Origin of the sequence: Bacillus sp. JJ664, from assembly GCF_036962205.1 — a bacterium.
In the GTDB taxonomy this organism is placed as follows: Bacteria; Bacillota; Bacilli; order Bacillales; family Bacillaceae_G; genus Gottfriedia.
This window is the reverse complement of sequence record NZ_JBALMS010000093.1, coordinates 1-26,569: the sequence shown is the minus strand read 5'-3', so window position 1 is coordinate 26,569 and position 26,569 is coordinate 1. Positions and strand designations below refer to the sequence as shown.

General features: G+C 33.8%; 26 protein-coding genes, 8 tRNA genes and 1 riboswitch. Of the genes, 29 read left to right on the top strand and 5 right to left on the bottom strand.

Going from position 1 to position 26,569, the window contains the following annotated elements; translation table 11 throughout:
- Window positions 1–53: 53 nt before the first annotated feature.
- The 3 genes from V7056_RS15135 (at window position 54) to V7056_RS15125 (ending at window position 1,550) form a co-directional block, all read left to right on the top strand.
- Window positions 54–941, top strand: a complete 888-nt coding sequence (locus tag V7056_RS15135) for a TVP38/TMEM64 family protein (RefSeq protein WP_499703233.1) — start codon at window positions 54–56, stop codon at window positions 939–941.
- A gap of 274 nt (window positions 942–1,215) precedes the next feature.
- On the top strand, window positions 1,216–1,434 hold the full coding sequence (locus tag V7056_RS15130; RefSeq protein WP_499703231.1) for a hypothetical protein: 219 nt from the start codon (window positions 1,216–1,218) through the stop codon (window positions 1,432–1,434).
- Window positions 1,435–1,472: 38 nt separating this feature from the next.
- Window positions 1,473–1,550: a hypothetical protein gene (locus V7056_RS15125; protein ID WP_499703237.1), complete on the top strand. Its 78-nt coding sequence runs from the start codon at window positions 1,473–1,475 to the stop codon at window positions 1,548–1,550.
- 149 nt (window positions 1,551–1,699) lie between these two features.
- On the opposite strand, the gene V7056_RS15120 is transcribed toward V7056_RS15125, so the two are convergent.
- Entirely contained in the window at window positions 1,700–2,008 is a 309-nt protein-coding gene (locus tag V7056_RS15120; protein WP_499703229.1) for a magnetosome magnetite crystal formation protein family, read from the bottom strand.
- Between the two features lie 121 nt (window positions 2,009–2,129).
- Window positions 2,130–2,789: a TVP38/TMEM64 family protein gene (locus V7056_RS15115; protein WP_499703227.1), complete on the bottom strand. Its 660-nt coding sequence runs from the start codon at window positions 2,787–2,789 to the stop codon at window positions 2,130–2,132.
- Window positions 2,790–2,964: 175 nt separating this feature from the next.
- Here V7056_RS15115 and V7056_RS15110 point away from each other — a divergent pair, with 175 nt between their 5' ends.
- Together V7056_RS15110 and V7056_RS15105 are read left to right on the top strand one after the other, a co-directional pair.
- On the top strand, window positions 2,965–3,351 hold the full coding sequence (locus V7056_RS15110) for a DoxX family protein (RefSeq protein ID WP_499703226.1): 387 nt from the start codon (window positions 2,965–2,967) through the stop codon (window positions 3,349–3,351).
- A gap of 246 nt (window positions 3,352–3,597) precedes the next feature.
- A complete protein-coding gene (locus V7056_RS15105) occupies window positions 3,598–4,248 on the top strand; it encodes a VC0807 family protein (protein ID WP_499703224.1) in 651 nt (216 codons plus the stop codon).
- 48 nt (window positions 4,249–4,296) lie between these two features.
- On the opposite strand, the gene V7056_RS15100 is transcribed toward V7056_RS15105, so the two are convergent.
- Window positions 4,297–5,172, bottom strand: coding sequence for a cation diffusion facilitator family transporter (locus tag V7056_RS15100; protein WP_499703222.1), 876 nt, complete (start codon window positions 5,170–5,172; stop codon window positions 4,297–4,299).
- Window positions 5,173–5,758: 586 nt separating this feature from the next.
- A riboswitch (Lysine riboswitch) is annotated at window positions 5,759–5,932 on the top strand.
- A 140-nt stretch (window positions 5,933–6,072) separates the two neighbouring features.
- Here V7056_RS15100 and lysA point away from each other — a divergent pair.
- A complete protein-coding gene (gene lysA, locus V7056_RS15095; protein WP_499703220.1) occupies window positions 6,073–7,395 on the top strand; it encodes a diaminopimelate decarboxylase in 1,323 nt (440 codons plus the stop codon).
- A 159-nt stretch (window positions 7,396–7,554) separates the two neighbouring features.
- Window positions 7,555–8,700 (top strand): C40 family peptidase, encoded by a 1,146-nt coding sequence (locus V7056_RS15090; RefSeq protein ID WP_499703218.1) that lies wholly within the window; start codon window positions 7,555–7,557, stop codon window positions 8,698–8,700.
- An 88-nt stretch (window positions 8,701–8,788) separates the two neighbouring features.
- Here the strand turns inward: V7056_RS15090 and mscL are convergent, their stop codons facing one another.
- Window positions 8,789–9,193 (bottom strand): large conductance mechanosensitive channel protein MscL, encoded by a 405-nt coding sequence (gene mscL / locus V7056_RS15085; protein ID WP_499703216.1) that lies wholly within the window; start codon window positions 9,191–9,193, stop codon window positions 8,789–8,791.
- A gap of 149 nt (window positions 9,194–9,342) precedes the next feature.
- Here mscL and msrB point away from each other — a divergent pair, with 149 nt between their 5' ends.
- From msrB to V7056_RS15020, 13 genes are all read left to right on the top strand, one after another.
- On the top strand, window positions 9,343–10,293 hold the full coding sequence (gene msrB, locus V7056_RS15080) for a peptide-methionine (R)-S-oxide reductase MsrB (RefSeq protein ID WP_499703214.1): 951 nt from the start codon (window positions 9,343–9,345) through the stop codon (window positions 10,291–10,293).
- A gap of 160 nt (window positions 10,294–10,453) precedes the next feature.
- Window positions 10,454–10,681: a hypothetical protein gene (locus V7056_RS15075; protein ID WP_088003963.1), complete on the top strand. Its 228-nt coding sequence runs from the start codon at window positions 10,454–10,456 to the stop codon at window positions 10,679–10,681.
- Window positions 10,682–10,807: 126 nt separating this feature from the next.
- Window positions 10,808–12,079, top strand: coding sequence for an MDR family MFS transporter (locus V7056_RS15070; RefSeq protein WP_499703212.1), 1,272 nt, complete (start codon window positions 10,808–10,810; stop codon window positions 12,077–12,079).
- Between the two features lie 206 nt (window positions 12,080–12,285).
- Entirely contained in the window at window positions 12,286–13,386 is a 1,101-nt protein-coding gene (locus tag V7056_RS15065; protein WP_499703235.1) for a D-alanine--D-alanine ligase, read from the top strand.
- A 78-nt stretch (window positions 13,387–13,464) separates the two neighbouring features.
- Complete coding sequence (locus tag V7056_RS15060) at window positions 13,465–14,850, top strand: UDP-N-acetylmuramoyl-tripeptide--D-alanyl-D-alanine ligase (protein ID WP_499703210.1); 1,386 nt, start codon at window positions 13,465–13,467, stop codon at window positions 14,848–14,850.
- A gap of 359 nt (window positions 14,851–15,209) precedes the next feature.
- On the top strand, window positions 15,210–16,781 hold the full coding sequence (gene cshA / locus V7056_RS15055) for a degradosome RNA helicase CshA (RefSeq protein ID WP_499703208.1): 1,572 nt from the start codon (window positions 15,210–15,212) through the stop codon (window positions 16,779–16,781).
- A gap of 116 nt (window positions 16,782–16,897) precedes the next feature.
- The gene (uvsE, locus tag V7056_RS15050; protein ID WP_499703206.1) at window positions 16,898–17,863 is read left to right on the top strand and encodes a UV DNA damage repair endonuclease UvsE; all 966 of its coding nucleotides are present in this window, start codon (window positions 16,898–16,900) and stop codon (window positions 17,861–17,863) included.
- Window positions 17,864–17,886: 23 nt separating this feature from the next.
- Entirely contained in the window at window positions 17,887–18,240 is a 354-nt protein-coding gene (gene acpS, locus V7056_RS15045; protein ID WP_499703204.1) for a holo-ACP synthase, read from the top strand.
- Between the two features lie 253 nt (window positions 18,241–18,493).
- Window positions 18,494–19,504 (top strand): LolA family protein, encoded by a 1,011-nt coding sequence (locus tag V7056_RS15040; protein ID WP_499703202.1) that lies wholly within the window; start codon window positions 18,494–18,496, stop codon window positions 19,502–19,504.
- Between the two features lie 167 nt (window positions 19,505–19,671).
- Entirely contained in the window at window positions 19,672–20,847 is a 1,176-nt protein-coding gene (alr, locus tag V7056_RS15035) for an alanine racemase (protein ID WP_499703200.1), read from the top strand.
- Window positions 20,848–20,980: 133 nt separating this feature from the next.
- Entirely contained in the window at window positions 20,981–21,262 is a 282-nt protein-coding gene (locus V7056_RS15030) for a CopG family ribbon-helix-helix protein (protein ID WP_069033898.1), read from the top strand.
- Between the two features lie 4 nt (window positions 21,263–21,266).
- Window positions 21,267–21,617 (top strand): type II toxin-antitoxin system endoribonuclease NdoA, encoded by a 351-nt coding sequence (gene ndoA / locus V7056_RS15025; protein WP_056476047.1) that lies wholly within the window; start codon window positions 21,267–21,269, stop codon window positions 21,615–21,617.
- A 124-nt stretch (window positions 21,618–21,741) separates the two neighbouring features.
- Window positions 21,742–23,940, top strand: a complete 2,199-nt coding sequence (locus V7056_RS15020) for a Tex family protein (protein ID WP_499703198.1) — start codon at window positions 21,742–21,744, stop codon at window positions 23,938–23,940.
- Here the strand turns inward: V7056_RS15020 and cmpA are convergent.
- Window positions 23,930–24,040 (bottom strand): cortex morphogenetic protein CmpA, encoded by a 111-nt coding sequence (gene cmpA / locus V7056_RS15015; protein ID WP_088003988.1) that lies wholly within the window; start codon window positions 24,038–24,040, stop codon window positions 23,930–23,932. The two genes, V7056_RS15020 and cmpA, sit on opposite strands and share 11 nt — an antisense overlap.
- Before the next feature lie 320 nt (window positions 24,041–24,360).
- On the opposite strand from cmpA, the gene V7056_RS15010 reads away from it, so the two are divergent.
- The 9 genes from V7056_RS15010 to V7056_RS14970 all read left to right on the top strand — a co-directional run bounded on the left by V7056_RS15010 (window position 24,361) and on the right by V7056_RS14970 (window position 26,105).
- Window positions 24,361–24,816 carry a SprT family protein gene (locus V7056_RS15010; RefSeq protein WP_499703196.1) on the top strand — a complete coding sequence of 152 codons (456 nt, stop codon included), beginning with the start codon at window positions 24,361–24,363 and terminating at the stop codon, window positions 24,814–24,816.
- Between the two features lie 85 nt (window positions 24,817–24,901).
- Window positions 24,902–24,976: transfer RNA gene (locus tag V7056_RS15005), tRNA-Asn, on the top strand.
- A gap of 7 nt (window positions 24,977–24,983) precedes the next feature.
- Window positions 24,984–25,074 (top strand) — tRNA-Ser (locus V7056_RS15000).
- 7 nt (window positions 25,075–25,081) lie between these two features.
- Window positions 25,082–25,156: transfer RNA gene (locus V7056_RS14995), tRNA-Glu, on the top strand.
- A 13-nt stretch (window positions 25,157–25,169) separates the two neighbouring features.
- Window positions 25,170–25,245, top strand: a tRNA-Val gene (locus V7056_RS14990).
- 13 nt (window positions 25,246–25,258) lie between these two features.
- Window positions 25,259–25,334 (top strand) — tRNA-Asp (locus tag V7056_RS14985).
- A gap of 422 nt (window positions 25,335–25,756) precedes the next feature.
- A tRNA-Gln gene (locus V7056_RS14980) sits at window positions 25,757–25,831 on the top strand.
- Between the two features lie 104 nt (window positions 25,832–25,935).
- Window positions 25,936–26,008, top strand: a tRNA-Lys gene (locus V7056_RS14975).
- Between the two features lie 14 nt (window positions 26,009–26,022).
- Window positions 26,023–26,105: transfer RNA gene (locus V7056_RS14970), tRNA-Leu, on the top strand.
- The last annotated feature ends 464 nt before the right edge of the window (window positions 26,106–26,569 follow it).

Here is a 26,569-nt window from a genome sequence, read left to right as displayed (position 1 = left end):
ATTAATAGCTTCATACAAAAGAATGAATACAGTTATGGAGGGATTGAATAAATTTGCGGAACAAAAATATTAATATAAATATAATGAAAGAAATATTCATACACATCGTAATAGCTTCACTAGCTATTTACTTATTATTTAATTTTTTACCAACAATAGTAACTGTATATAAAGTAATCTTTACGTTAACAATTATCGGAATCTGTTTCCTTGATGCGTATATAGTCTTATCAAACAATACTAAACTATTAAAGTTAACAAAAATTGCTTTATCAATCGTACTTTTATGTATTGTAATTGTTATTTTAATCTACTATATAACCAAGTTTTTAGTATTTGCAGATATGTATGGAATTGAGCAAATACTAATAGATCATAAATCTACTGCGAAATTATTATTTTTCAGTATATGCTTTTTACAACCAATTATATTACCATTACCTGAAGCAGTAACATTACCTGCTGGAAGTGCAGTATTAGGTTCGTTCGAGGGAGCTCTATTTGGTTTTTTAGGTTCGGTTTTAGGTATTGTTGTCATGTATTTCATTGCAAGAATTGGTGGTTTAAAATTAGTATCAAAACTAATAAAAGAGAAGCACTTAAAAAGCTATCAGGAATATGTTTCTAAAAATGAAACGATTATACTGACACTAATGTTTATTATACCGATCTTACCAGATGAAATTATTTGCGTAGGGGCAGGCATTAGTAAAGTATCTTTTAAAAGATTTTTCTTTATTGCAATGTTAGCAAAATTAGTAACTTCTTCGCTCCTCGCATACTCTGTATATTTAGCTAAATTATTTTCATTATCACCAGCGCAGTTAGTCATAGCTAGCTCAATCATTGTAACTTTTATTTTCTTCCTTTCTATTTTCATTAAAAAATTGTTAAAGAAGTCCAACTCAGAACAAGTATTTATGACTTCACAAGGAGACTAATGCATATTCTTGTATGTATCCATGTCGAATTAGGAAATTTCCTGAGAAATAATGTAGAAAAAATAGAAGAAGTTGTAAAAAGATAGGACTGGAATTAACATTCTGGCCTATCTTTTTTTATTCGCTTTTAACAATTTTTGATAATAAATTAATCCTTTATACAGTTGCGGCGTTTTCTGCAAAACAAGCAGTCTTATACTTTTTCTAAAAAGTTGGTTTTGTAAATAAGTGTATCTTGGGATACCCAAATACTAACTTTAAGGGAGGTAATGGGATGCCTAACAAAGAAATAAAAAAATGGCATAAAGAAAATATACTAAATATAAAGGATACCTTTCACAATACATCTGATTTGATCATTAGAAATATAAAGGTGGGTTTTAAAGATTCGGTTGATGTAAATTTAGTTTACTTAGACGGTATTATTGATGGACCATATTCAGGAATATGTAGTCAAACCTTTATTAGAACAATTCAAGACTGTAGGTCTTAAAGAAACACTAATCGATCAAATCAGTAGGTGTACCCTATATGTCACCTTTAATCCCATTTAAAATGAAGGAATTTAAAGATACATTTTATAGAGGAGATTTACAAAAAACTTATTAATAGTAAACATACATATACAGAAGACCGTGATTAAATATCACTTTAGGTGATTTTTAGTAAGGTAAGGTAGCTAATACAATAAAAAAATCAAAATGAAAAAGATACACCACTAGTATGGTGTATCTTTTTCATTACATATCCATTCCAAATTAATGAACTAATACTTTAATCCCTTGGATGATATTCCAAATAAATACTACAAAGTTAATAATAAATACAATTACAAAAGCAAAAATAACCCATCCATACGTAGATTCAATCGAATAAAATGATAAAAATGATAGCACAAAAAAGATTACAAACGTGATAAATGGAAGAAAGTGCGAAAATAATGATCGTTTGGCATGTGTTTTAACAAATGCATCTTTTGATACGAAATAAACAATGATTGGTAGTAAGAATGGTGCGAAAAAAACACTGAAATAACATAGTGAAGATAATATTTTATTTGTTTCCATCAGAAACCTCCAATTTAAAATGAATGTTACATTCTTATTATAGAACAAATATGATTATGGAATGATTGATTTATTAATAAAAAATTAAAATGATTTAATCATTTGGGAGAAAAAGGTAAATTTATACATTTTCGTTTTCTGAAGTATAGTGAAGCTCGTTTTTCTGCTTTTTCCGAATGGTGATATAAACAATTAAAATAATGACGACTGGAGCGGAGATACATAATGTTACCCAAGGGGCAGCTATTAGGAAGTTACCGTATAGTGTATATAGCGTTACGATTGGAATCGTTCCAGCCAACACGGTTGTGATATATGAAAAATATGGCATTTTGGTTGATGCAGCAATAAAGCAAGCTCCATCTGTGGGAGCTAAAGGGGTTGCAACAGTAATAAATAAGTATTTTTTACCGTTTGAAATAATCTCTTTATTGAGTTTTGGATATTTTGTTACCATATAGTTTTGAATATGATTACTTAATAAACTTCTACTGATTCCATAGATAATGGTTTCAGTTATGAACATACCTACCATTGAAAGGATAATTGTTTCAATAGGGTTAAAAAATAAACTTCCTGTGACAATGAGCATTGTACTTGGGATGAATAAAAAAATTCGAGCGCAAAAAATACCTACAAATAAAATCATCGGGTTGATTGTGGAATCTTCAATAAAATGTTTAATATCATTTAAAGATAATTGAAACAAATTAAAATGAACAGCTAGTATTAACATAATAAACCATGAACTCATTACAATGATTGGGATGATTTTTTTCATGATTAAGCTCTCCTTTGGTTTATGTGAAAACGGAGTGTTATTGTATTCTATTCTTTACAAACGCGAAAACTGATTGTTTTTTGAAATGATTAATAAATAACATAATTATCTCGAATCTAGAATATTTATTTAATGAGCAATAGATATCTCAAATTAAAGGGATTGAGGTGTAGCTATGCTAGATGAGGGCTTATTGGTTATTCGACTTGTTTTAGGAATCATTTTGGCAGGCCATGGCGTTCAGAAATTATTCGGATGGTTTGGTGGTTACGGAATTAAAGGAACTGGTCAATGGTTAGAGTCGATTGGTGTGAAACCTGGTGGATTTTTTGCATTTTTATCAGGAGCAGCGGAACTAATAGGTGGATTACTTGTTGCGGCAGGCTTATACACGACAGTGGGTGCATGGTTAATCATACTAGTTATGTTAGTCGCCCTTTTAAAAGTGCACTTAAAAAATGGTTTCTGGATTACTTCAAATGGTATTGAATATAATCTACTCATCATTGCTACATCAGTTGGCTTACTTTTAACAGGACCTGGCTCATTAACTTTATTTTAATAAATAGGAGAGAACATTCATGTTATATGGATGTTCTCTTTTTTGTTTTAAGTTGAATACCTTAAAGAGACTATTAAAGAATTTAAATATTTTATAAGTGAAGGATTATCGCAAAGCTTTAAAGAACTTGTCATTTATGAAGATTGTAGTTAGAGTGTTTGCATAGGAATTTTTTGCTATAATCAAATTTAAATAAATAAACGCTAATACTACAAAAGTAGAATATGGAAAAATGAGGTTATAAAAATGAAAAAAGAAAGTAATTTGATTATTTACGATCTAATTTTGTATTTAGTACTCCCACTAGTAGGTTACAAGCTATTAAAGCCATATATTGGAGATTATTGGGCGATGATTGTCCCAACAATTCCTGGGATTTTATATACTTTATTTCGTTTTTGGTACACTAAACAATTTAATGTAACTGGAATTTTTATTATAACTACAATGAGTGTTAGTACTGCATTGGATCTTTTAGCCGGTACAAAAGAAAATTTACTTCTATATAACGTGTATTACCACATCGGCCTAATAGGTGTATTCTTCATTCTTTTAGCGATAAAGAAACCATTGCCATATTATTTTATGATTGATATTGCCGCTATTCAGGGACAAGAAAGAGAAGAAAGTAAGAAGCTGTATAAACATCCTTCACTGTTCAAGTTGTTCCAATATTTGTTTATAGCTTGGATTGTTAAAGATATCATATTTACTGGAGCACAATGGTGGATGCTTGAAGCTTATGGTGTGAAGGCTTACTACTCAAGGACTATCATTTTCACAGTAGGTGGTTATATCTTTGGAATTATCATGGCAATCGGTTATGCGATGATTACGATGAGAGCACAAAAAATTAAAGAAAATGATCAGCATCCTAAGGATGAAATTAATATTTAACGTAAAAAAGCGCATCTATAAAAAGATGCGCTTTTTTATATTCTTTTCTTATCTTATATTTCTAACGATTTCATTTTCTGGTTCTACATGAATTAAAATTTGGGGATTAATTAGAACTTTTTTGATTTCATCTTCTATTTTATCGCAAAGTAGATGAGCTTCTTCAATACTCATGCTAGACGGCAAAACAAGATGAAAGTCGATGTGTTCCTCTGCGCCCGATCTTCTTGTACGTAAATCATGGTATTCAATATATTGTGATTTGAAATTTAATAAAACTTGTTCAATTTGTATAATTTCGTCTGAAGAGAGCCCTGTATCTAGTAATGGCGTAAATGATTTCTTTCCAAGCTCGATAGATTCTTTCATTATATATATGGCAATTCCAATTCCAATTAATGCATCTAGTACGTCCCAACCTGTAAGAGATACTAAAATTAAGCTAGCCGCAACACCTAGCGATGAATAGACATCTGTTAATAAATGTAATGCATTTGATTGCATTGCGACAGAATGCGTTTCTTCTCCTACTTTTTGAACTTTTTTCCCAACTCGCCAATTAATAAAGGCACCGAGTAGCATGACGAATACACCTATAAAAGGAAGTTTTATTGGTGAAGGGTGAATTAGTTTTTCAACTGATTCAACGATAATCCAAATTCCAGCAATAAAAATGAGCAGCGTTTCGACAGTCCCCGAAATGTTTTCAAATTTACCGTGACCATAAGGATGTTCCTTGTCAGGCGGCCGATTCGATATTTTTACTGAGAAGAATGCGATAACTGAAGCGACTAAATCTAATAAAGAATGGATTGCCTCCGATATAATTGCAACAGAACCAGTTATGATTCCAACTGCTAATTTTAATAAAACAATAAAAGAGTTACTACAAATTGAAAGTAATGCAATTTTGGTTGAATGCAATCTATTCACCTCTGACCAAATTTTTCTACTATAGCTAAGAGTGTTGTCCTAAGGCAACAAAAAAGAAAAACCACTAACATAAAGTTAGTGGCTTGTTTTTTTTATATGATGTTTTTTATTATTGATTGGATTTTTCATATTAATCACCTTTTTTTAGCGCGTAATTAATATTTTATAGTAAAGATTATATTTTGAAAAGAAAAACTTGTGTAGTCCAAATGATTAGTAAAAACTTGCAATTACAGATTTTTTTTACACTTTCCCAAAAGATTGTTCATTTTAGAATTTGAAAACTAAGGACAAAAGTTGATGACAACGGAAGGTGCTAGACTCCTGTTGAGATCCGGGAAAGCCGAGACCACGAGGGAGGCACACAGGATGTGGGTCATGCATCCGTTACGACAGGACTTTTTGGTTTTAGCATGCCTACCATTTTCGCCCCACGGGAAGGGAGCATTTTGGAGAGGTAATCAACTAACGCATTCATATATAATAGAAACAATGGATGAGTAAACAGATTATTTTTTAAAAAGGTTTGACATCTATTTTTAGACTGTGTTATACATAGACTAATATAAAAAAACAATCTATTCGTAGAGGTTGCATTGTATATGAGTATCGTTTAAGAGAACTGTGGGTTTGATGACTAAACGAAAAAGGATCCGATGCCGAAGCATTAAAGCGCCACACGCTAAAATGCTGGGACTGCATTTAATAAATGTAGTACTGTCACTTGTATTTGTGAAGAGCTATTGAAGAGATGTGATTGGCAATATCCTTTTAATTTTAAAAGTGATAGGCACATGAACATATCCTTCATGTGCCTTTTTTAATACACTAATACATTGAAGAAGGCTTCTGGTGAATGAACTTGTGTTTAGTTATGAAGGGAGAATATTAATGTATTTACATGGTAATAGTCGAGTTGATCATAATGGACATCTAGAAATCGGAGGTTGCAGTACAGTTCAACTAGCTGAACAGTATGGGACACCTTTATATATATACGACGAAGCATTGATTGAGTCTAAATGTAGAGAATTTCATGAAGCATTAAAAGAGACAGGGTTAAAATATCAAGTTGCATATGCAAGTAAAGCTTTCCTTTGTATTGAACAAGCCCGCTTAATTGAAAGAGAAGGGTTATGTTTAGATGTAGTCTCAAGTGGCGAACTATATACAGCGATACAAGCAGGGTTTCCGGCAGAGAAAATTCACTTTCATGGGAATAATAAATCAATAGAGGAAATTGAAGAAGCTTTAGACGCGAAAATTGGTTGTTTCGTAGTCGATAATTTCTTTGAGTTAGAAGTATTACAAGCAATCGCTGAAGATCGCGGAGTAGATGTATCAATCTTATTACGTGTAACACCTGGAGTAGAAGCACACACTCATGAATATGTAATGACAGGACAAGAAGATTCAAAGTTTGGTTTTGATATCACGTCAGGTCAAGCAAAAGAAGCAATTGCCATTTCGTTAGATTCACCAAATTTAAAACTGTTGGGAATACATTCTCATATCGGGTCGCAAATTTTTGAGCCGGATGGGTTTGTGCACGCAATTAAAATATTAATGAACTTCTTAAATGGATTAAAAAATGAATTAGACTATATAGCTGAAATATTAAATGTAGGTGGCGGATTTGGGATTCGTTACACTTCTGAAGACGAACCGTTATCGATTGTTAAGCATATTGATCAAATTACTTCTATTATTAAACAACAATGTGAAGAATTATCGTATCCAGTCCCTGAATTATGGTTAGAGCCTGGCCGTAGCATCGTTGGTGAAGCAGGAACAACTCTATATACGATTGGAGCAACAAAAAACCTACCTTCAGTAAGAAAATATGTTTCTGTCGATGGGGGAATGACTGATAATATCCGCCCAGCACTTTATGGATCAAAGTATGAAGCTATGCTTGCAAATCGCGCGAATGACGAGAATAAAGAGGTTGTATCGATTGCAGGTAAATGTTGTGAAAGTGGAGATATGTTAATTTGGGATTGCGAGTTACCAGTTGTTGAGAGCAATGACTTATTAGCAGTATCTTGTACTGGTGCATACGGGTATTCAATGGCAAATAATTATAATCGTATTCGTCGTCCGGCTGTTGTATTTGTAAAAGACGGTGTATCTAAAGTAGTGGTACAACGTGAAACGTATCAAGATTTAATTAAAAATGACATGATTTACATTGAAAACTCTTCTATTAGATAATAGAAGAGTTTTATTACTGTTTCCTAACGATTTCATGTTTGTTTATCGACAGATTAAGACATATTTATCATTTATATTACAATATTGTAACAAAAGCGACTCCCTTCGCAAATCTATGATATAAATACCTAGTAGATAAGCGAGAGGAGACACGCTGAAATGTTTAAAAGAAAACTAACAGTGCTGGCTATAGCAGGTACATTTTTAGTATCTTTAGCGCCGAATGCTTCGGTAAATGCCGAAACGAAAGTAGAAAAAAAGCAAGCTGAAGTAGATAAATTCCAATCACAATTCAAAAAATTAAGTAATGATGTTAAAAAGATAGATCAAAAGATTAAAGATACTAAAGCTAAAATACAATCTAAAAAAGAAGAAATCTCAGAGACTCAAAAGATTATTCAAGATAAGAATGCTAGAATTACATACTTACAGGACCGTATCGAAAAGCGTAACGAAATGCTAGAAGATCGTCTTGTTGCAATGCAAAAGCAACCAAAAGTGAATTTAGTAACAGATGTTCTTTTCAACTCTGATGGTATTGTTGATTTCTTTAACCGTTTAAATTCAATTACAACGCTTTTTGAAGCAGACCAAGATATCATTAAAGAACAAGAATCAGAACAAGCTGAAGTTGAAAAAGAAAAACAACTTGTGAACGAGAAAAAAGAATCTCTTGTAAAAGCAAAAGAAGAGCTTGTAGTGCAAGAAAGCGATTTATCTAAATCACAAGCAGCAAAAGAAAAATCATTAAGATCTGCAGAATATAGATTAAAGCTTGCGGTTAAAGAACTGCAAGATGCAAAAGAAGATGTAAGAGTAAGACAACTAGAACAACAATCACTTGAATTAGCTGAATTGTCGAATGATAGCGATGACTCTAGCTCTAACAGTTCTTCAGGCAATGCTTCAGGCAATGCGGGCCCATCTGAAAATGAAGGACCAGTTGCTTCTGGTAATGCAGTTGTAGACTTTGCAATGCAATACCAAGGTGTTCCTTATGTATTTGGTGGAACATCTCCAAGTGGATTTGATTGCAGTGGATTTATTTGGTATGTATATTCACATAATGGTTATGGTTTCTCACGTGCTAACGTAAAATCATACTGGAATATGGCTACAAAGATCAGTTCTCCACAACCAGGAGATCTAGTATTCTTAGAAAACACTTATATTAATGGCCCTTCTCATATGGGTATTTATATTGGTGGAAACAAAATGGTTCATGCTGGAAGTAAAGGTATTGGTACAATCAGCTTAAGTAGCAGCTGGGTACGTTCACACTTCTTAGGATATGGCCGATTCTAATAAATTATTAACCTCGTATTATATTAAATATGTTACGAGGTTTTTTATTTTTATATGAATAAATTATAAAAGGCATGACTCAGATATTTCATGAGTCCATGCCTTTTTGATTTTTCACCTGTTCTTGTAACAAGTCACGAATTTCAATTAAAAGTTGTTCCTCTTTAGTAGGTACTGGTGGTTTAGTCTCTTCAATTTCTTTCTTCTTAAAAGAGATTTTACTTAGTAATCTAATGAAGAAGAATACAGAAAGTGAAATGATAAGAAAGTCGAAAACTGATTGAATAAATAATCCGTATTTAATCTCAGCTTTACCATATGTATACGCTAGATCTTTAAAATCAACACCACCGGAGATTAAACCAATAATCGGCATCATAATATCAGCAACTAGAGAAGATACAATTTTACCGAACGCTGCACCGATAATGACCCCGACTGCTAAATCGAGTATATTACCTTTTAATGCAAATTTCTTAAACTCTTCAAACATAGTAATTCCTCCTATATAATATCGTATTAGTTTACATAGAAATCATAATTGTTTCAAGCGGTGGAGTGAGATTCTTAAGCAAAAATATTTATATCAGCACTTTAATATGGTAAATACTAAGTAAGACAATTATTTGGGAGGGATTCGAAATGGGGAATGAATTGGCTACATTTGCAGGTGGGTGTTTTTGGTGTATGATCAAACCATTTGATAAGGAGCCTGGAATACTAAAAGTAGTTTCTGGTTATACAGGTGGAGAAAAAGAGAATCCAACTTATGAAGAGGTTTGTACACATTTAACTGGCCACTATGAAGCTGTTCAAATTACTTTTGATCCGGAAATCTATTCTTATGAAAATTTATTGGAAACATTTTGGCGTCAAATAGATCCAACTGATGAAGGTGGACAATTCCATGATCGAGGTAGTTCCTATAAAACAGCGATTTTTTATCATAATGAAGAGCAAAGACAACTAGCACAAGCATCAAAAGAAGAAATTGAAAAGAATGGTGGATTCAAAAAGCCGATTGTTACAGAGGTTTTACCTGCTAAACCATTTTATGAAGCAGAAGAACATCATCAAGATTATTATAAAAAACATCCGATTCGTTACCAGCTTTATTATAAAGGATCTGGACGTCAAAAGTTTATAAAAGAGCATTGGAAAACAGGTCAAGAAAAGCTGAAACAAGAGCTTACACCAATTCAATATGCCGTTACACAAGAAGATGCAACTGAGCCCCCATTCCGTAACGAGTTTTGGGATCATAAGGAAAAAGGTATTTATGTTGATATAGTATCCGGTATTCCTTTATTTAGTTCACTGGATAAATTTGATTCTGGGTGTGGGTGGCCGAGTTTTACAAGACCAATTTTAAAAGGTGAAGTTGAAGAAAAGAAAGATTATAGTCATGGCATGATGCGAATTGAGGTACGCAGTTCAGAAGCTGATTCTCATTTAGGCCATGTGTTTGACGATGGACCGGGACCTGAAGGGCTGAGATATTGTATTAATTCAGCAGCCTTGAAGTTCATTCCTTTTGAGAAAATGGACGAAGAAGGATATGGAAATTATAAAAGTATTTTTAATAATAAATAGATTGAATTAGCCGAGGTCAAAAATCTCGGCTTTTTCTTTTCTTCGAAATATTTTCAGAATATAGTTACAATACTGTAAATATGTGTTAATATAAAAGTGTCACAAAGTTGTCACATTTAAGGTATTGCATTTAATAAAAATACTACAGGAGGTTATTTATATGAAGCGAACTGATAATGAAATCGTTGAAACGTATACTCGATATTCAGGTATTGTCTTTTTAATTGGTCTTATTCTTTTTTTACTATATTTCACTGGAAGCGGTTACGTACATACTGACGTTGTCTTAACAGTGAGCATTGTATTAATGGGCTCTTGTTCAACATTATTTTTACTAGGAACGTTTTTGGGATTGATGTTTTCAGTCTCGACTAGAGAACAAGCTTAAAAAAGAGTGGGTGTTCAATGACTAAAAAGTCAATTTGAACACCCTTTTTATTTTGTTGAATTATTAAAATTTATTACATATACATTTAATAATGAAGATTTAGACGTACTAGGAGGTGCCGTTTATATGGAATTTTTTAAGAAGTTAAAAGGAATGGATCGGAATGTGTGGATTCGAGTAATTGGCGAAACCATTACAAGTAGTGCAATGATGATGCTGATGCCGTTTTTCGCATTATATCTAGAAGGTAAAGTTGATTCTATGTTGAAAGTCGGTTTCATCATGTCAATTTCACCGATTGCATCATTATTTGGTTCAATGCTTGGTGGGAGATTGGCTGATATATATGGTCGTAAACGTATGATGGTTTTTTCAACGCTTGCCTCTTCAATCATTCTAATATCATTTTCTTTTGTAGAAGGATACGCTGCTTTTTTGATCCTTTCAATTTTATTGGGAATCAGTAATTCATTTTTTGATCCTGCTGCATCTGCGATGGTTGCAGATGTGACTGCACCAGAGGAAAGAACGGAAGCGTATGGACTACTTCGAGTAGGTAGTAATTTTGGTACTGTTATAGGACCTCTACTTGGAAGTTCTATTGTATTTTTATCGAAGGATAGTTTATTTTATATCGCTGCGACTGCATTGGGAATCTATAGTGTTGCTCAATTCATTTTATTAAAGGAAACATTGCCAGCTGGAAATGTGAAGAGTAATGAAAAGGAAAGCGCAAAGATACCATTTAAAAAGGTTGTAAATATTATTCTTACTGATAAATTACTTCTTTTTTATGTTGCTACAGGTATTATTATTTCTATGGGGTTCTCACAAATTGAAGGTATGTTACCGCTTTATTTTAAACAAAGTTTCCAATCGCATTTTGGGGAGTGGACACCTTATCCATTTCTAATGTCACTCAATGGTTTACTAGTTGTATTGCTACAGTTTCCGATTTCAAGTTATTTAGCGAATCGTTCAATTGGAAAAACGATGTTTTACGGAACGTTATTATTTGGTTTAGGTATATTGTCAATTGGATTTGCACCACCAATTTTACTTTCATTTGGATTTGGAAAATGGTTGATTTTATTCATTCTAGGAATCATTTTTGCTTACTACACATTTGGTGAGATGGTAATGTCACCTGTTCAAATGACTTTTGTTGCAAATATTGCGCCAGAAGAACTTAGAGCAACATATATGGCAGTTGGAAGCATGAAATGGACTATTGGTGGGTTCCTTGGTCCATTATTAGGCGGATTCTTATTTGATTTGAAACTAGGACTATGGCTATTTGTCATTTTGGGAACTGGTGTCGTCGTTTCGGGTGCAATGTATCGTTCACTTGATGAAAAAGTAGCATTTAGAGAAAAAAATCAAGGGCTAGCGCAATAAAGCGCGGCCTTTTTTATTTTAGTAGACAGAGAAAAAACAGTAGAAATGATTCTTTGGGCTATCTGTATTGGTGGCTGATTGTATTTCTATCACAACTCCAACTTATTTGCATATGTTGTAAAGAAATATAGGTTTCTACCCATAAAAGCTTATACAGTTTGGGAGAAAGTGGTACAATAGGAAGAGCAAAAAATAGTAGGGGGAACATCATGAAGATTAAGTTAGGTTTATTATATGGCGGTAAGTCTGCTGAACATAAAGTGTCATTACAAACAGCTTTTGCCGTTATTTCAGCTTTAGATCACTCAAAATTTGATGTGTATCCAATTTATATAACAGAACAAGGTGAATGGTTACAAGGTAAACAAATAGAAGGTAAAGTAGAAAGTGTAGCTGCTTTAAAATTCTCAAACGAAGATCAACATGTAAGTGAAATTGCTCCTGTTGCATTAACTTCATCAATTATTCCTGCAGCATCTAATCAAGAATCTACTGGACCAGTTGATGTAATATTCCCATTATTACATGGGCCAAATGGTGAAGACGGTACAGTTCAAGGATTACTTGAATTATTAAATATCCCTTACGCTGGGAATGGTGTATTAGCATCAGCAGCGGGTATGGATAAAGTCATCATGAAAAATTTATTTGCTCAAGCTGGCATTCCACAAGCGAAGTATGTTCACTTCTTAAAAACAGATTGGAAGGAAACAGCTGAATCTTGTTATGAAAAAGTTGAACAAGAACTAGGTTATCCTGTGTTTGTTAAACCAGCTAATCTAGGTTCAAGTGTTGGTATCAGTAAAGCGAAAAATCGTGAATCTTTAATTGCCGCATTTGAAGAAGCTTTCCAATTTGACCGTAAAGTCATTATTGAAGAAAATATCGTTGGTCGTGAAATTGAAATTGCCGTTTTAGGTAATGATAAAGTTGAATGTTCTGTTGTAGGGGAAATTAAACCTTCAGTAGAGTTTTATGACTATAGTGCTAAATACGAAAGTGGCGAAACAGGATTAATCATTCCTGCGCCGATCGAACAAGAAACATATGAAAAGATTAAATATTATGCAGAAGTAGCTTTTAAAGCGATTGATGGTTCTGGTTTAACTCGTGCGGATTTCTTCGTAACTGAAGATGGTGGAGTATTAATGAATGAAGTGAATACTATGCCTGGTTTCACGCCATTTAGTATGTATCCACAATTATGGCAAGCATCAGGTTTATCATATTCTAGTTTAATTGAGAAATTAATTAACTTAGGAATTGAAAGACACGAACAAAAACAACAAATTAAATATAATATTTAACAATTGAAAACACTATTCTTGATTGAATAGTGTTTTCAATTGAATAGATAGAAATACTTTGGATAGGAGTCGGTGACAATGGCAATCGTGCGTACTTTATCACAAATTGTAAAGATGATACCTGGAAGTCGGTTAGTAGGTAATGATCTATCTATTAATGGCGTATCAACGGATTCACGTGGAGATTTAAATGGGAAATTATTTATACCAATTATAGGGGAAAGATTTGATGCTCATGAATTTCTTCCTCAAGCTATTGAAAATGGTGCAAGTGCCATTCTTTGCTCAAAAAAATATGCAAATGCACCAACAAATACTTCTGTCATTTTAGTTGAGGACACGTTAGAAGCGCTTCAAGTATTATCGAAATCATATTTAAAAGAATGGAATGGAAAAATAGTTGGTATCACAGGCAGTAATGGGAAAACTTCTACGAAAGACATATTAACTAGCATCCTATCAGCAAAATATAAAGTACATAAAACACAAGGGAATTTTAACAATCATATTGGCTTACCGTTAACAGTTCTTTTGATGGATGAAGATACAGAAGTTGCCGTTTTAGAAATGGGTATGAGTGATTTCGGCGAAATCGAATTTTTATCAAAATTAGCGGAGCCAGATGCTGCAATTATTACAAATATTGGTGAATCACATATGCAAGAATTAGGGTCTAGAGCAGGGATAGCAAAAGCTAAGCTAGAGATCGCATGTGGACTTTCAAAGGAAGGTTTACTAGTCATTAATGGAGATGAACCGTTATTATTGGATGGTACAAAAAACCAACAGTCTTCTTATACAATTGAAACGTTTGGATTTAATGAACAGAATGATTTTTATCCTACCTTAATTGAAATGAATGAATCAGGTAGTGAATTTGAAATAAATAAATCAAATAATGTTCGTTTCAAATTGAGTGTACTAGGAAAACATAATATTAGTAATACTTTGGCAGCAATAGCCGTAGCTAGAAAATTCTCTTTAACTTGGGAAGAAATACAATTAGGTATGCAAAATCTAGAAATGACGAAAATGCGAATGGAGTTATTAAAAACTAAAAATGGGCTAACAATTATAAATGACGCTTATAATGCTAGTGTTACATCAATGAAGGCAGCTCTTTTATTTGCAGCAGAATTAACTGGATATAAGAGAAAGTTTGTAATCTTTGGTGATATGTTAGAGCTAGGTGATCAAGAAATTGCTTTTCACGAAGAGATTGGTGAAGAGGTTGTAAGGCTTCAATTTGATTATTTATATACTTATGGTTCATTAAGTAAGTTTGCTGCAGTTTCTGCATTTGAACAAATGGACTCTTCAAACGTAAAAAGTTTTGATGACAAAAATAATTTAATTGATGTTTTAAAACAAGAGGTTAAACCGAATGATCTTGTTTTAGTTAAAGCCTCTAGAGGAATGAAATTAGAAGAAGTCGTTAATGCATTATTAGAAACAAGCGAGTAGAGAGAATTAGTAACAAAAAGTATTGCTACTAATTATATTTTTATCGTGACAATTAATTGGAAGAATTGCTCAGGCGCAAAATATATACGGCTGGATTACTATGTTAAAAGTGAGGAAACAAGGGAAAATTAAGGAAGTTGGACTATAGTTCTTCACACAAGAAGATATGGAAATCATTTTGAAAATATATAACTTCATTTGCTTTTTAGATGGAATGTCCGTATAATGAGTAGATATTGTTTCCTTTTCATAATACTTCGGACATTGTTTTCCACTAAAAACGAACCTTCCAAATGTGAACAGTCACGAAACATATAATTTTTATAGATATAAATGAGATACAAAGGAGATTAAACAAATTGACAACATTTCAAGAATTAGGATTAAGTAGTAAAATCCTGTTTGCGATTGAAAAATTAGGCTTCGAGGAAGCTACTCCAATTCAAGCGCAGACTATTCCATTAGCAAAACAAGGCAATGATGTAATTGGTCAAGCGCAAACTGGTACTGGTAAAACAGCCGCTTTCGGTATTCCTTTACTAGAAAAAATTGATGTAGATAATAACAACGTTCAAGGACTTGTTATTGCTCCTACACGTGAGTTAGCGATCCAAGTTGGCGAAGAACTACACAAAATTGGTATGCACAAAGGCGTTAAAATCCTTCCGATTTACGGTGGACAAGATATTAATCGTCAAATGCGTTCATTAAAGAAGTTCCCACATATTATTGTTGGAACACCTGGTCGTATACAAGACCATATTAACCGTCGTACGATTCGTCTTAACAACGTAAACACAGTTGTTTTAGATGAAGCAGATGAAATGCTAAACATGGGATTCATTGAAGATATTGAAGCGATCTTAAAAGAAGTCCCTGAAAATAAACAAACGCTTCTTTTCTCAGCTACAATGCCTGACCCAATTCGTCGCATTGCAGAAACTTTTATGACTAATCCTCAAATCGTAAAAGTTCAAGCGAAAGAAGTTACAATGCCTAACATTGAACAACATTTTATTGAAGTTCAAGAAAAGAAAAAATTTGACGTGCTTACACGTTTATTAGATATTCAAACGCCAGAATTAGCTATTATTTTCGGTCGTACGAAACGTCGTGTTGATGAATTATCTGAAGCGTTAAACTCACGCGGTTATGCAGCTGAAGGTATTCATGGTGATTTATCACAAGCAAAACGTGAGCAAGTACTACGTAAATTTAAATCTGGTTCAATTGATGTATTAGTTGCGACTGATGTAGCAGCTCGTGGATTAGATATTTCTGGTGTAACTCACGTTTATAATTTCGATATTCCTCAGGATCCTGAAAGTTATGTTCACCGTATTGGACGTACAGGTCGTGCTGGTAAATCAGGTATTGCGATGCTATTCATTACGCCTCGTGAATTTAATCAATTGAAAAATATTGAACGTACAACTAAACGTCGTATGGAACGTATGACTGCACCTACATTGGATGAAGCAATTGAAAGCCAACAACGTATTATTGCTGAAAAATTAACTTCAACAATGGAAAGTGATAACTTAGCATTCTACAAACGTATTGCTGAAGAATTACTTGAAGAGCATGATTCAGTAAGTGTTGTAGCAGCAGCGTTAAAAATGTTAACTAAAGAACCAAATGAAACACCAATTCGATTAACTGATGAGCCACCAATGGTGAAACGTGATCGTGGCGGTCGTGGTGGAAGCGGCGGCGGTGGTGGATACCGTCGTGGTGAAAACAAACGTAGTGGCGGTGGAGAAAACCGTCGCGGTGGTGGAGACCGCCGTGGAGATGGTCGTCGTGGAGATAGAGACGGCAACCGTGGTGGAGGAAACTTCCGTAGCAAACGTAGTGAAGGTGCTAGTTCGGGTTCTCGCGATAATAATCGTGGTGGCGGACAACGTAGACATCAAGATAGCAGTAAATAATATTGAAATGAAGGTACATGGTTTAATCCGTGTACCTTTTTGTTTTGAAAAATAATCGGTGTGATTTTACGTATTTTCCATAAACTAAGGAAAAAATGTAAGAAAGTTGGATCTATATGCATGTAAGACTTGGTTATGTTGCAATGAGTATGAATTTACAAAATGCATCGCCGTCAAAAACGATGACCTTTGCACAGTTTTTAAAACAAAAAGATAAAGAAGCTGCGATTAGAAAATTAGAACTTATTTCAAAAACAAATATCAATAATTGTTTACGATTACTTAAACATAATAAAGCACATAATATATCTTTTTTTCGATTAAGTAGTAAGTTAATCCCACTAGCTAATCACGAAGAGCTGAAGGATTGGAATTTTATGAAGCCTTTAAAAGAGGAGCTAAATCAACTTGGTGAATTTGCTTTAAAAAACAAATTGAGAATCGATTTTCATCCGGACCATTTCGTTATTTTAAACTCGGTTGATGAAGATTTGTTAAAGTCTTCAATTAAAACATTAAAAATGCATTACCAACTTTTGAAGGCAATGAAAATAAATCCAGAGCATCGTTGTGTTTTACACGTTGGTGGAGGGTATGATGACAAAGAGAAATCGTTAGAACAACTGGTAGAAAATTTTGGTTCGGTACCTTCTCCAATTCAAAAGATGCTAATGTTCGAAAATGATGATACAACGTTTACGTTTGAGGAAACATTATTTGCATGTGAAAAGCTGGGTGTTCCGATTGTTTTTGATTATCACCACCACCTGGTGAATCACGTAAACGAACTGTGGACTGAGAACTGGGATCGAGCAGTCAATACATGGTCAGTTTCTGAGCTCCCAATGAAAATGCATATTTCAAGTCCGAGGGATGAAAAAGACATTAGAGCACACGCTGATTATGTAGATTCTTCTATGTTTCTTACTTTTTTAAATGAAATATATGGCTCTGTAAAGCAAATTGATTGTATGATTGAAGCAAAACAAAAAGATAATGCACTTTTTAAACTGATGGAGGAACTAAAAAGTCATCCTTCAGTTGAAGTTGTAAATGATTCCAGCTTTAATTTTAAACCGTAGTAAGTGAAAGTAAAGGTGAGGAAATGATTGTAGGTATAGGATTGGACTTAGTAGAGATTGAAAGAATGAAAGAGATTATTGTGTCTCAACCACGTTTTGCAAATAGGATTTTAACTGAAGCTGAATATGAAATTTATAAAAATCTCTCTGAGCGTAGAAAACTAGAGTTTTTATCAGGGAGATTCGCGGCTAAGGAAGCTTGTTCGAAAGCATTCGGTACAGGGATTGGAAAAGAACTTGGCTTTCATGATATAGAAATTCTAAACGATGAAAAAGGAAAACCGGTTCTATCAGTTGATTTACCTTTTATTCCTTTTTTGTCTATTACTCACACTGAGCACTATGCCGCTGCACAAGTAGTTTTACAGCAATTATAAACAAATTAGTTTTGAACAGTTACGAGTTTAGTGACTGTTTTTTATTTTGTAATTTTTTTAGTTTAGCTTGTCATGCTAGTCTGCATATTTTAGAGCTTGACCTCATATAGTTCTATGAGGATAGGAGAAGCAAGGTTGCAACGTGCATGAATAAATCTAGGTTAAACTTCTTAGCTACTCGCGCACATTTATTCTATTGCCTTTGCATGAGATTCTCTTTTTACAATATAAGAGGAACAAAGGAGCTGGGGAGATGAAGAAAAAGCTTGTAGCGATGCTTTTGGCCTTTACGTTAGTTTTATCAATGGCTGCATGTGGTAAGAAATCGAGGGAAGATGTTGTAGGTTCATTAAGTAATAAGATGGAAAAAATGAGTGGTTATCAGGCGGATGCTACGTTAACAATTAATAACGGAAATGATCCACAAAAATATGAAGTAGTCATTTGGCATAAAAAACCTTCATATTACCGAGTACAATTAAAAAATGCTAAAAGCGATCAAAATCAAATCATTTTACGAAACAAAGAAGGCGTATTTGTTTTAACACCAGCACTAAATAAAAGCTATCGTTTCCAAAGTGATTGGCCATCAAACAGCAGCCAACCATATTTACCGGAATCATTAGTAAATGATCTAGTTCAAGATAAAGATGCTACTTTCAAATCAACTAAAAAGGGTTATGTATTTGAAACGAAAACAAACTATACAAATAAACAATTACTTCCTACACAAGAAATTACGTTTAATAAAAAAGGTTTGACACCAGAGTCAGTTAAGTTATTAGATTCTGATAAAAATGTTGTGTTAGATGTTCAATTTGATAAAGTGAAATACAATCCAAAGTTTGATAATGATGCATTTGACGTGAAGAAAAACATGACAAGCGCACGTTTAAGTGTACCAACGTCTACTAATAATGATTCTAACTTATTAGTAACGCAATACCCTAATAAATTAATGGACGGTGTAACTTTAGAAGACCAACAAGAGGTTAAAACTGAAAGTGGTATTCAAGTTATTCTTTCATATAAAGGTGATAAATCATTTACCTTAATTGAAGAAAAATCTCGTATTTCTGAAACTGGTACAGTCATGGAAATCAGTGGTGAGCCAGTTGACTTAGGATATACTGTCGGTGCATTATCAGAAAAAATGATTTCTTGGTCACATGGAGGCACTGACTTTACAATTGTATCTAGTAACTTAACGCAAAGTGAATTAATTGAGGTTGCTCAATCAGTAGGTCAAACAGGAACAAAATAATCATATTTACAAACTAGAGAAAAGGCGTGATGAAGTACTATCACGCCTTTTTATATTTGAAATAGACTATTTGTATAAGGTTAAAGGTTGACATTTCTCGTATTTAAGCAAATAATTTTACACATATATAAAAAGAGCAAGGGTAAAACGATAAGGAAGTGTAAATTATGTCAGAAACGCCATTTTATCGCGACACATGGGTTGAAGTGAATTTAGATGCGATTGAAGAAAACGTTAAAAATATTGTATCGCTTTACCCTAATCATCAAGAAATATATGTAGCTTTAAAAGCAAATGCATATGGACATGGTTATATAGAAGTAGCAAAACAAGCATTGAAGTCAGGTGCAACACGTTTATTAGTTGCATTTATTGATGAAGGAATTTATCTTCGTAAAGCTGGAATAGATGCTCCAATTTTAGTATTGGGAGCAACTAGAGCACAGGATATAACTATAGCAATCAAACATAATTTGACTTTAACAGCATATAATGTTGATTGGCTAGAGGATATCACAAATTATCTTTCAGATTCTGATGAAGTAACGATTCATATTAAATTTGACACTGGAATGGGAAGATTAGGTTTAAAAACGAAAGCTGAATGGGAAAAAGCTTCAACTTTATTAAAAAAATCATCGATCAATCTTGAAGGGTTGTTTACGCATTTTGCGACAGCGGATGAACTAGATCGAACATATTTCCAACAACAATTAGATAGATTTTATGAAACGATTGAATGGGTTAAGGACAGCGGTTTTTCACCTTCTTTAATTCATTGTGCAAATAGTGCAGCAGCAGTATTAGAAACTGGCTTATTTAATACAGTGCGCGTCGGAATCGTCATGTATGGATTAACACCATCTTTAGAAATGAAATCAAAAATTCCGTTTGAATTAAAGCCTGCGTTATCATTTTATACAAAAGTTTCTCATATAAAGCAGTTGCCAGCAAATAGTGGAGTAAGCTATGGAGCAACTTATAAAACATCTGATGTTGAATGGGTTGCTACGCTTCCAGTAGGATATGCAGATGGTTGGCTAAGAGATATGCAAGGTTTTACTGTACTAATAGAAGGTGAAAAAGCAGAAATAGTAGGTCGAGTTTGCATGGATCAATGTATGGTAAAGCTATCAAAACATTATCCTGTAGGGACTAAGGTGACATTGATTGGGGAAAGTAATGATAAAATTGTGAGTGCGGAAGATGTTGCATCTCATATGAATACGATTAATTACGAGGTCACTTGTCTGATCAATAATAGAGTTCCAAGAGTATACAAAAAAGATGGGAAAATAAGGTCCATTAGTAATTATCTAGTATCAGATGAATTTGATAATTGATGTATTAAAGTATGAAACACGCTTATTTGGTAAAGATAAACGAAGATATGTGTCTTTCCAATCTTTGAAATTAATGGTATGATGTAATATAGGGAGATATATGGGTAATAGTTGATTCTGGAGGTGCTGAAACTTGTCCGAACTAAATGCGACAACTGAAATCACAGTACGTTTACCAAAACACGTAGTAAGCGAACTAGATGGATTAGTAAAGCAAGAAAACGGTAATCGAAATGAATATATTTATCAAGCGACTAAGATGTTTTTGAAGGATCGTAAAAGACGCCAAAGTCGTGAACAAATGCGACGCGGGTACATGGAAATGGCTAAAATCAACTTATTAATATCTTCTGAGTCATTTTATGCTGAGTCTGAAGCGGATTCGAAAGTGGAGCGCTTAGTTAGCGGGGGGTAATCACTTGATAGTAAAACGTGGCGACGTATATTTTGCAGACCTTTCCCCTGTAGTTGGCTCTGAACAAGGTGGAGTTCGTCCGGTTCTCATAATACAGAATGATATCGGTAACCGTTTTAGTCCTACCGTTATAGTCGCTGCGATTACAGCACAAATCCAAAAGGCAAAACTTCCAACTCATGTTGAAATTGATGCTAAGAAATACGGATTTGAACGTGATTCGGTTATCTTACTAGAACAAATTCGAACGATTGACAAACAGCGGTTAACTGATAAAATTACTCATCTTGATGATGAAATGATGGATCAGGTTGACGAAGCGCTGCAAATCAGTTTGGGACTTGTTGATTTTTAAAAGTTGCTTAATGCAGCTTTTCCTACATATTTTTTAAATAATGATTAAAATTGCTTTGTAACCCTTTCTTTTTGGAAGGGTTATTTAAGTACGTAAAAATAGTTAGATATCGGAGGTCGTAATCATGTCACAGCAATTAGTTAAAAAAATTGCATCTGAACTAAATATTTCACCGCAACAAGTGTCTACTGTTATTGAATTAAAAGAAGAAGGGAATACAATCCCTTTTATTGCGCGATACCGAAAAGAAAAAACGGGTTCATTAGATGAAGTACAAATTTATTCAATCCTTGAAAAATATGAATATGCAGTGAACCTACAATCGAGAAAAGAAGAAGTCATCCGTTTAATCCAAGAAAAAGGAAAACTAACTGAAGAATTACAAAAAAGTATACAAATCGCTTCTAAATTACAAGAAGTAGAGGATTTATATAGACCATATAAAGAAAAAAGAAAAACCAGAGCAACCGTAGCTAAGGATAAAGGTCTTGAACCAATAGCTGAATGGTTGTTTCATCTACCAAAAGAGGGCTCATTAGCCGATGAAGCTTTAAAATATATAAATGAAGAATTAGAAGTACATACAGTTGATGATGTAATCCAAGGTGCAAAAGACATTATTGCAGAATGGATTGCAGATGATGCGAACTACCGAAAATGGATTAGAGAATCTACTTTTAGAAAAGGTTTAATAGAATCTAGTGTCAAAGATGCGGAAAAAGATGAGAAAAAAGTGTATGAAATGTATTATGAATATTCAGAGCCAATCTCAAAAATTGTACCCCATCGAATTCTTGCAATGAACCGTGGTGAAAAGGAAGATATTCTGAAAATCTCAGTTCAATCACCATTTGAAGAGATCATTGCTTTTCTAGGGCGAAATGTGATTAAAAAAGAAACTTTTGTTCGTTCAATTTTAATGGAGGTTGTAGAAGACGCATATAAACGTTTAATTCAACCATCGATTGAAAGAGAAATACGTAAGGAACTATCTGAAAAAGCTGATTCTCAAGCAATTACCATTTTCTCTGAAAATTTACGTTCATTACTATTACAACCGCCTTTAAAAGGGAAGGTTGTGCTTGGAGTTGACCCTGCATTTAGAACAGGTTGTAAGCTAGCAGTAGTTGATGAGACTGGTAAGGTTCTAAAAATAGATGTCATTTACCCACATCCTTTTAGAGGAGAAAAGGTTGAAATTCAACAGAAGAAAAAGGAACAAGCCGTTGCAAAGATAAAAGATATTCTCCTACAATTTAAAATTGAAATGGTTGCAATAGGAAATGGAACAGCATCAAGAGAAACTGAACTATTTGTATCTGAGATATTAAAGGAAACAAACAAAGACATTTACTACGTAATTGTTAATGAAGCGGGTGCAAGTGTTTACTCTGCTTCAGAATTAGCACGAGAAGAGTTTCCTAATTTTCAAGTAGAGGAACGAAGTGCGGTTTCAATCGCTAGGCGATTACAGGATCCTCTAGCAGAATTAGTGAAAATTGATCCAAAATCTGTTGGGGTTGGACTGTATCAGCATGATGTTTCTCAGAAAAGCTTAAACGAGTCATTAACGTTTGTTGTTGAAACTTCTGTAAACCAAGTAGGAGTAAATGTTAATACTGCATCGGTTTCACTACTTCAATATGTATCTGGATTATCAAAAACTGTTGCAAAAAACATCGTAAACTATCGTGATGAAAAAGGTAAGATTGCAAACAGAAAAGAATTGAAAACAATACCTCGACTTGGTGCAAAAACATATGAACAATGTATTGGCTTTTTACGTGTGCTTGAAGGTGACGAGCCGTTAGATCGTACTGGTATTCACCCTGAAAGCTATGGACAGGTTAAAAAATTATTGAAGCAATTAAATATGTCTTCAAGTCAACTTGGTTCTAATGAATTAAAAGATAAAATAAAAGGTTTAAATATAGAAGAAACTTCAAGTCAACTAGACATTGGTGAAATTACGTTAAAAGATATATTGAATTCTTTAATGCAGCCAGAAAGAGATTTACGTGATGAATTAGCAGCACCATTATTACGACAAGATGTACTTAATATAGAAGATTTGAAAATTGGCATGCAGTTAGAAGGTACTGTTAGAAATGTCGTTGATTTTGGAGCATTCGTAGATATCGGTTTAAAAAATGATGGCCTTGTTCATATATCACGAATGAGTAGTAAGTTTATCAAACATCCATTAGATGTAGTATCTGTTGGACAGGTTGTAAAAGTTTGGATTGCCGAAGTAGATCAAAAAAAGCAAAGAGTAGGCTTGTCAATGCTTCCGGTTGAATCAAAAGAAACAGTCAAAGCTTAATTTTTTGATAGTAAAACCAGCATTGATTTAATAATTTAATTTGATAGCGGTTTTTTTCATAAAAAGCTTTTTGCATTTGGGTTTTCAGCCAACTTGGCATAACCATATGAAAAACCTCCAGCTTAAAAATCTTCGCCCATCTTTTAATTTGAGATGGGCGACATATTAAATGAGTGAGGGGTAACCTTCTAATACCTTTATAAAAAGGATAACGAAATTGTTCAATTAAAAGTTAAATTTTACGCCATTGTAGAGAGATTTACTAAGAGCAACTCATTTAGTATAAATTGTACGAATCTGATCTTTGAAATTCTCATTTGTAAGTTTAATGTATGCAGATAACTAGAAAAATGTGAGTTGTATATTAGTTAATACAAAAAGAAATAAAGAATATAGAATCATTTAAGGGACGATATGAGGATGGAAAACGAAACACTACAAAAATTAGTTGAAGAATTATCATCGCAATATTTTAACCGTCCATTTTTACATCAAGCTACCTTTAATGCTAGATTACGAACTACAGGTGGAAGGTATTTATTAAAAACAAGTAATATTGAATTAAATAAGCTGTATTTCAATGAACATGGAATTGAAGAATTAAGGGGTATTATCTTACATGAATTATGCCATTATCATCTACACATAATGAAAAAAGGCTATAAGCATGAGGATAAGGATTTTAAAGATTTATTAAAACAGGTTGGTGCACCAAGGTACTGCAAACCATTAGCGACTACAACTAAAAAGAGAACTGTACCATATAAGTATCGCTACATTTGTACAAAATGTGGACAAACTTACTTACGTAAGAGAAAAGTGGACTTGAAACGGTTTGTTTGCGGAATATGTAAAAGTAAATTAAAACAGTTATAAATAGTATTGACAGGGTATATATTCATAGTTTATATTATTACTTGTCACCACTTACCAGAAAGTGTTGATGGATAATTTAGATTATTCCGCAGTAGCTCAGTGGTAGAGCACTCGGCTGTTAACCGAGTGGTCGTAGGTTCGAATCCTACCTGCGGAGCCATTATTTTAGAGAAGTACCCAAGTGGCTCAAGGGGCGCCCCTGCTAAGGGTGTAGATCGTTAACGCGGTGCGAGGGTTCGAATCCCTTCTTCTCTGCCATACATACGGCCCGTTGGTCAAGCGGTTAAGACACCGCCCTTTCACGGCGGTAACACGGGTTCGAATCCCGTACGGGTCACCATTTTTTATATTACGGAGGATTAGCTCAGCTGGGAGAGCACCTGCCTTACAAGCAGGGGGTCGGCGGTTCGAGCCCGTCATCCTCCACCATTTAATTGTATACGGTCCCGTGGTGTAGCGGTTAACATGCCTGCCTGTCACGCAGGAGATCGCCGGTTCGATCCCGGTCGGGACCGCCATTATTTACTACATAATGTAGTATTTTTTCTTTTTTTGGAGATAATATTTTTGGTAGTTAATTTATTGTCATTTAGGTGTCGGATTGTCTTGAGGAGTGAATTCGAGAGGTAAGACCAATACAACATAGAGAAAGATTATAATACATATTGTGTGGAATAGTGATTCTGAATTTAGTTTCATCTAATGTCGGATTGTCTTTATCTTGAGGAGTAGATTCGAGAGGTGAATACAATACAACATAAAGAAAGATCGTAATACCTGTTATGTAGTATAGCGTATTGATTTTAAGCGTGATCAAATGTCGGATTGTCTTTATCTTGAGGAGTAGACTCGAGGGGTGAATCCAATACAACATAAGAAAATCCTGCGGAGCATTATCAAGTAGTATAATCGCAGGAGTTAGACCATGTAGCAACTTCATTGGGCTATAGCCAAGCGGTAAGGCAACGGATTTTGATTCCGTCATGCCCTGGTTCGAATCCAGGTAGCCCAGCCATTATTTTTTATGAGCATTGCTCTAGTGCGATAGCACGACCAAATAGACTTCTAAGTCATTCAAAAGTGTAGTAATTGTGATACTTGTATTATTATCTTTATTACGAGCCATTAGCTCAGTTGGTAGAGCATCTGACTTTTAATCAGAGGGTCGAAGGTTCGAATCCTTCATGGCTCACTTTTTGTTTATTTGCGGTCGTGGCGGAATGGCAGACGCGCTAGGTTGAGGGCCTAGTGGAGGTTTCTCCGTGGAGGTTCAAGTCCTCTCGGCCGCATCATGTATGTATATAACCAGACAATCTACAGTATGTAGATTGTCTTTTTTGTATTTTATAGTGGTGTTTGATCCACATTTAATCTATTTAAAGGATTGAGGATTGTTTTAATTCTTCTATAGTATAGTTCCTTCTCAAACCTTGAGTAAATTCTTTAGAGTACATTGTATAAATTAACGCAAACAGCATATACTAAGCACTTCAATGTAACATTCTAATTAGCGAAAATAACTTAATTCAATAAAAGTTATTTTTTCTTTTAAATTATGTTGACTTTGTGTTCATGTTGCTTTAATATAGATAAAGTTCCCGTTAGAACTTAACGGAGTCATCAGAAGCTTATCGTAGTAAGCTTACTAAGTTTAAGATAAATAAACTTTAAAAAGATGTTGACTTTAAGTAGTAGTTATTATATACTATAAAAGTCGCTAACGAAGTGACAACACAATATGCGCCCGTAGCTC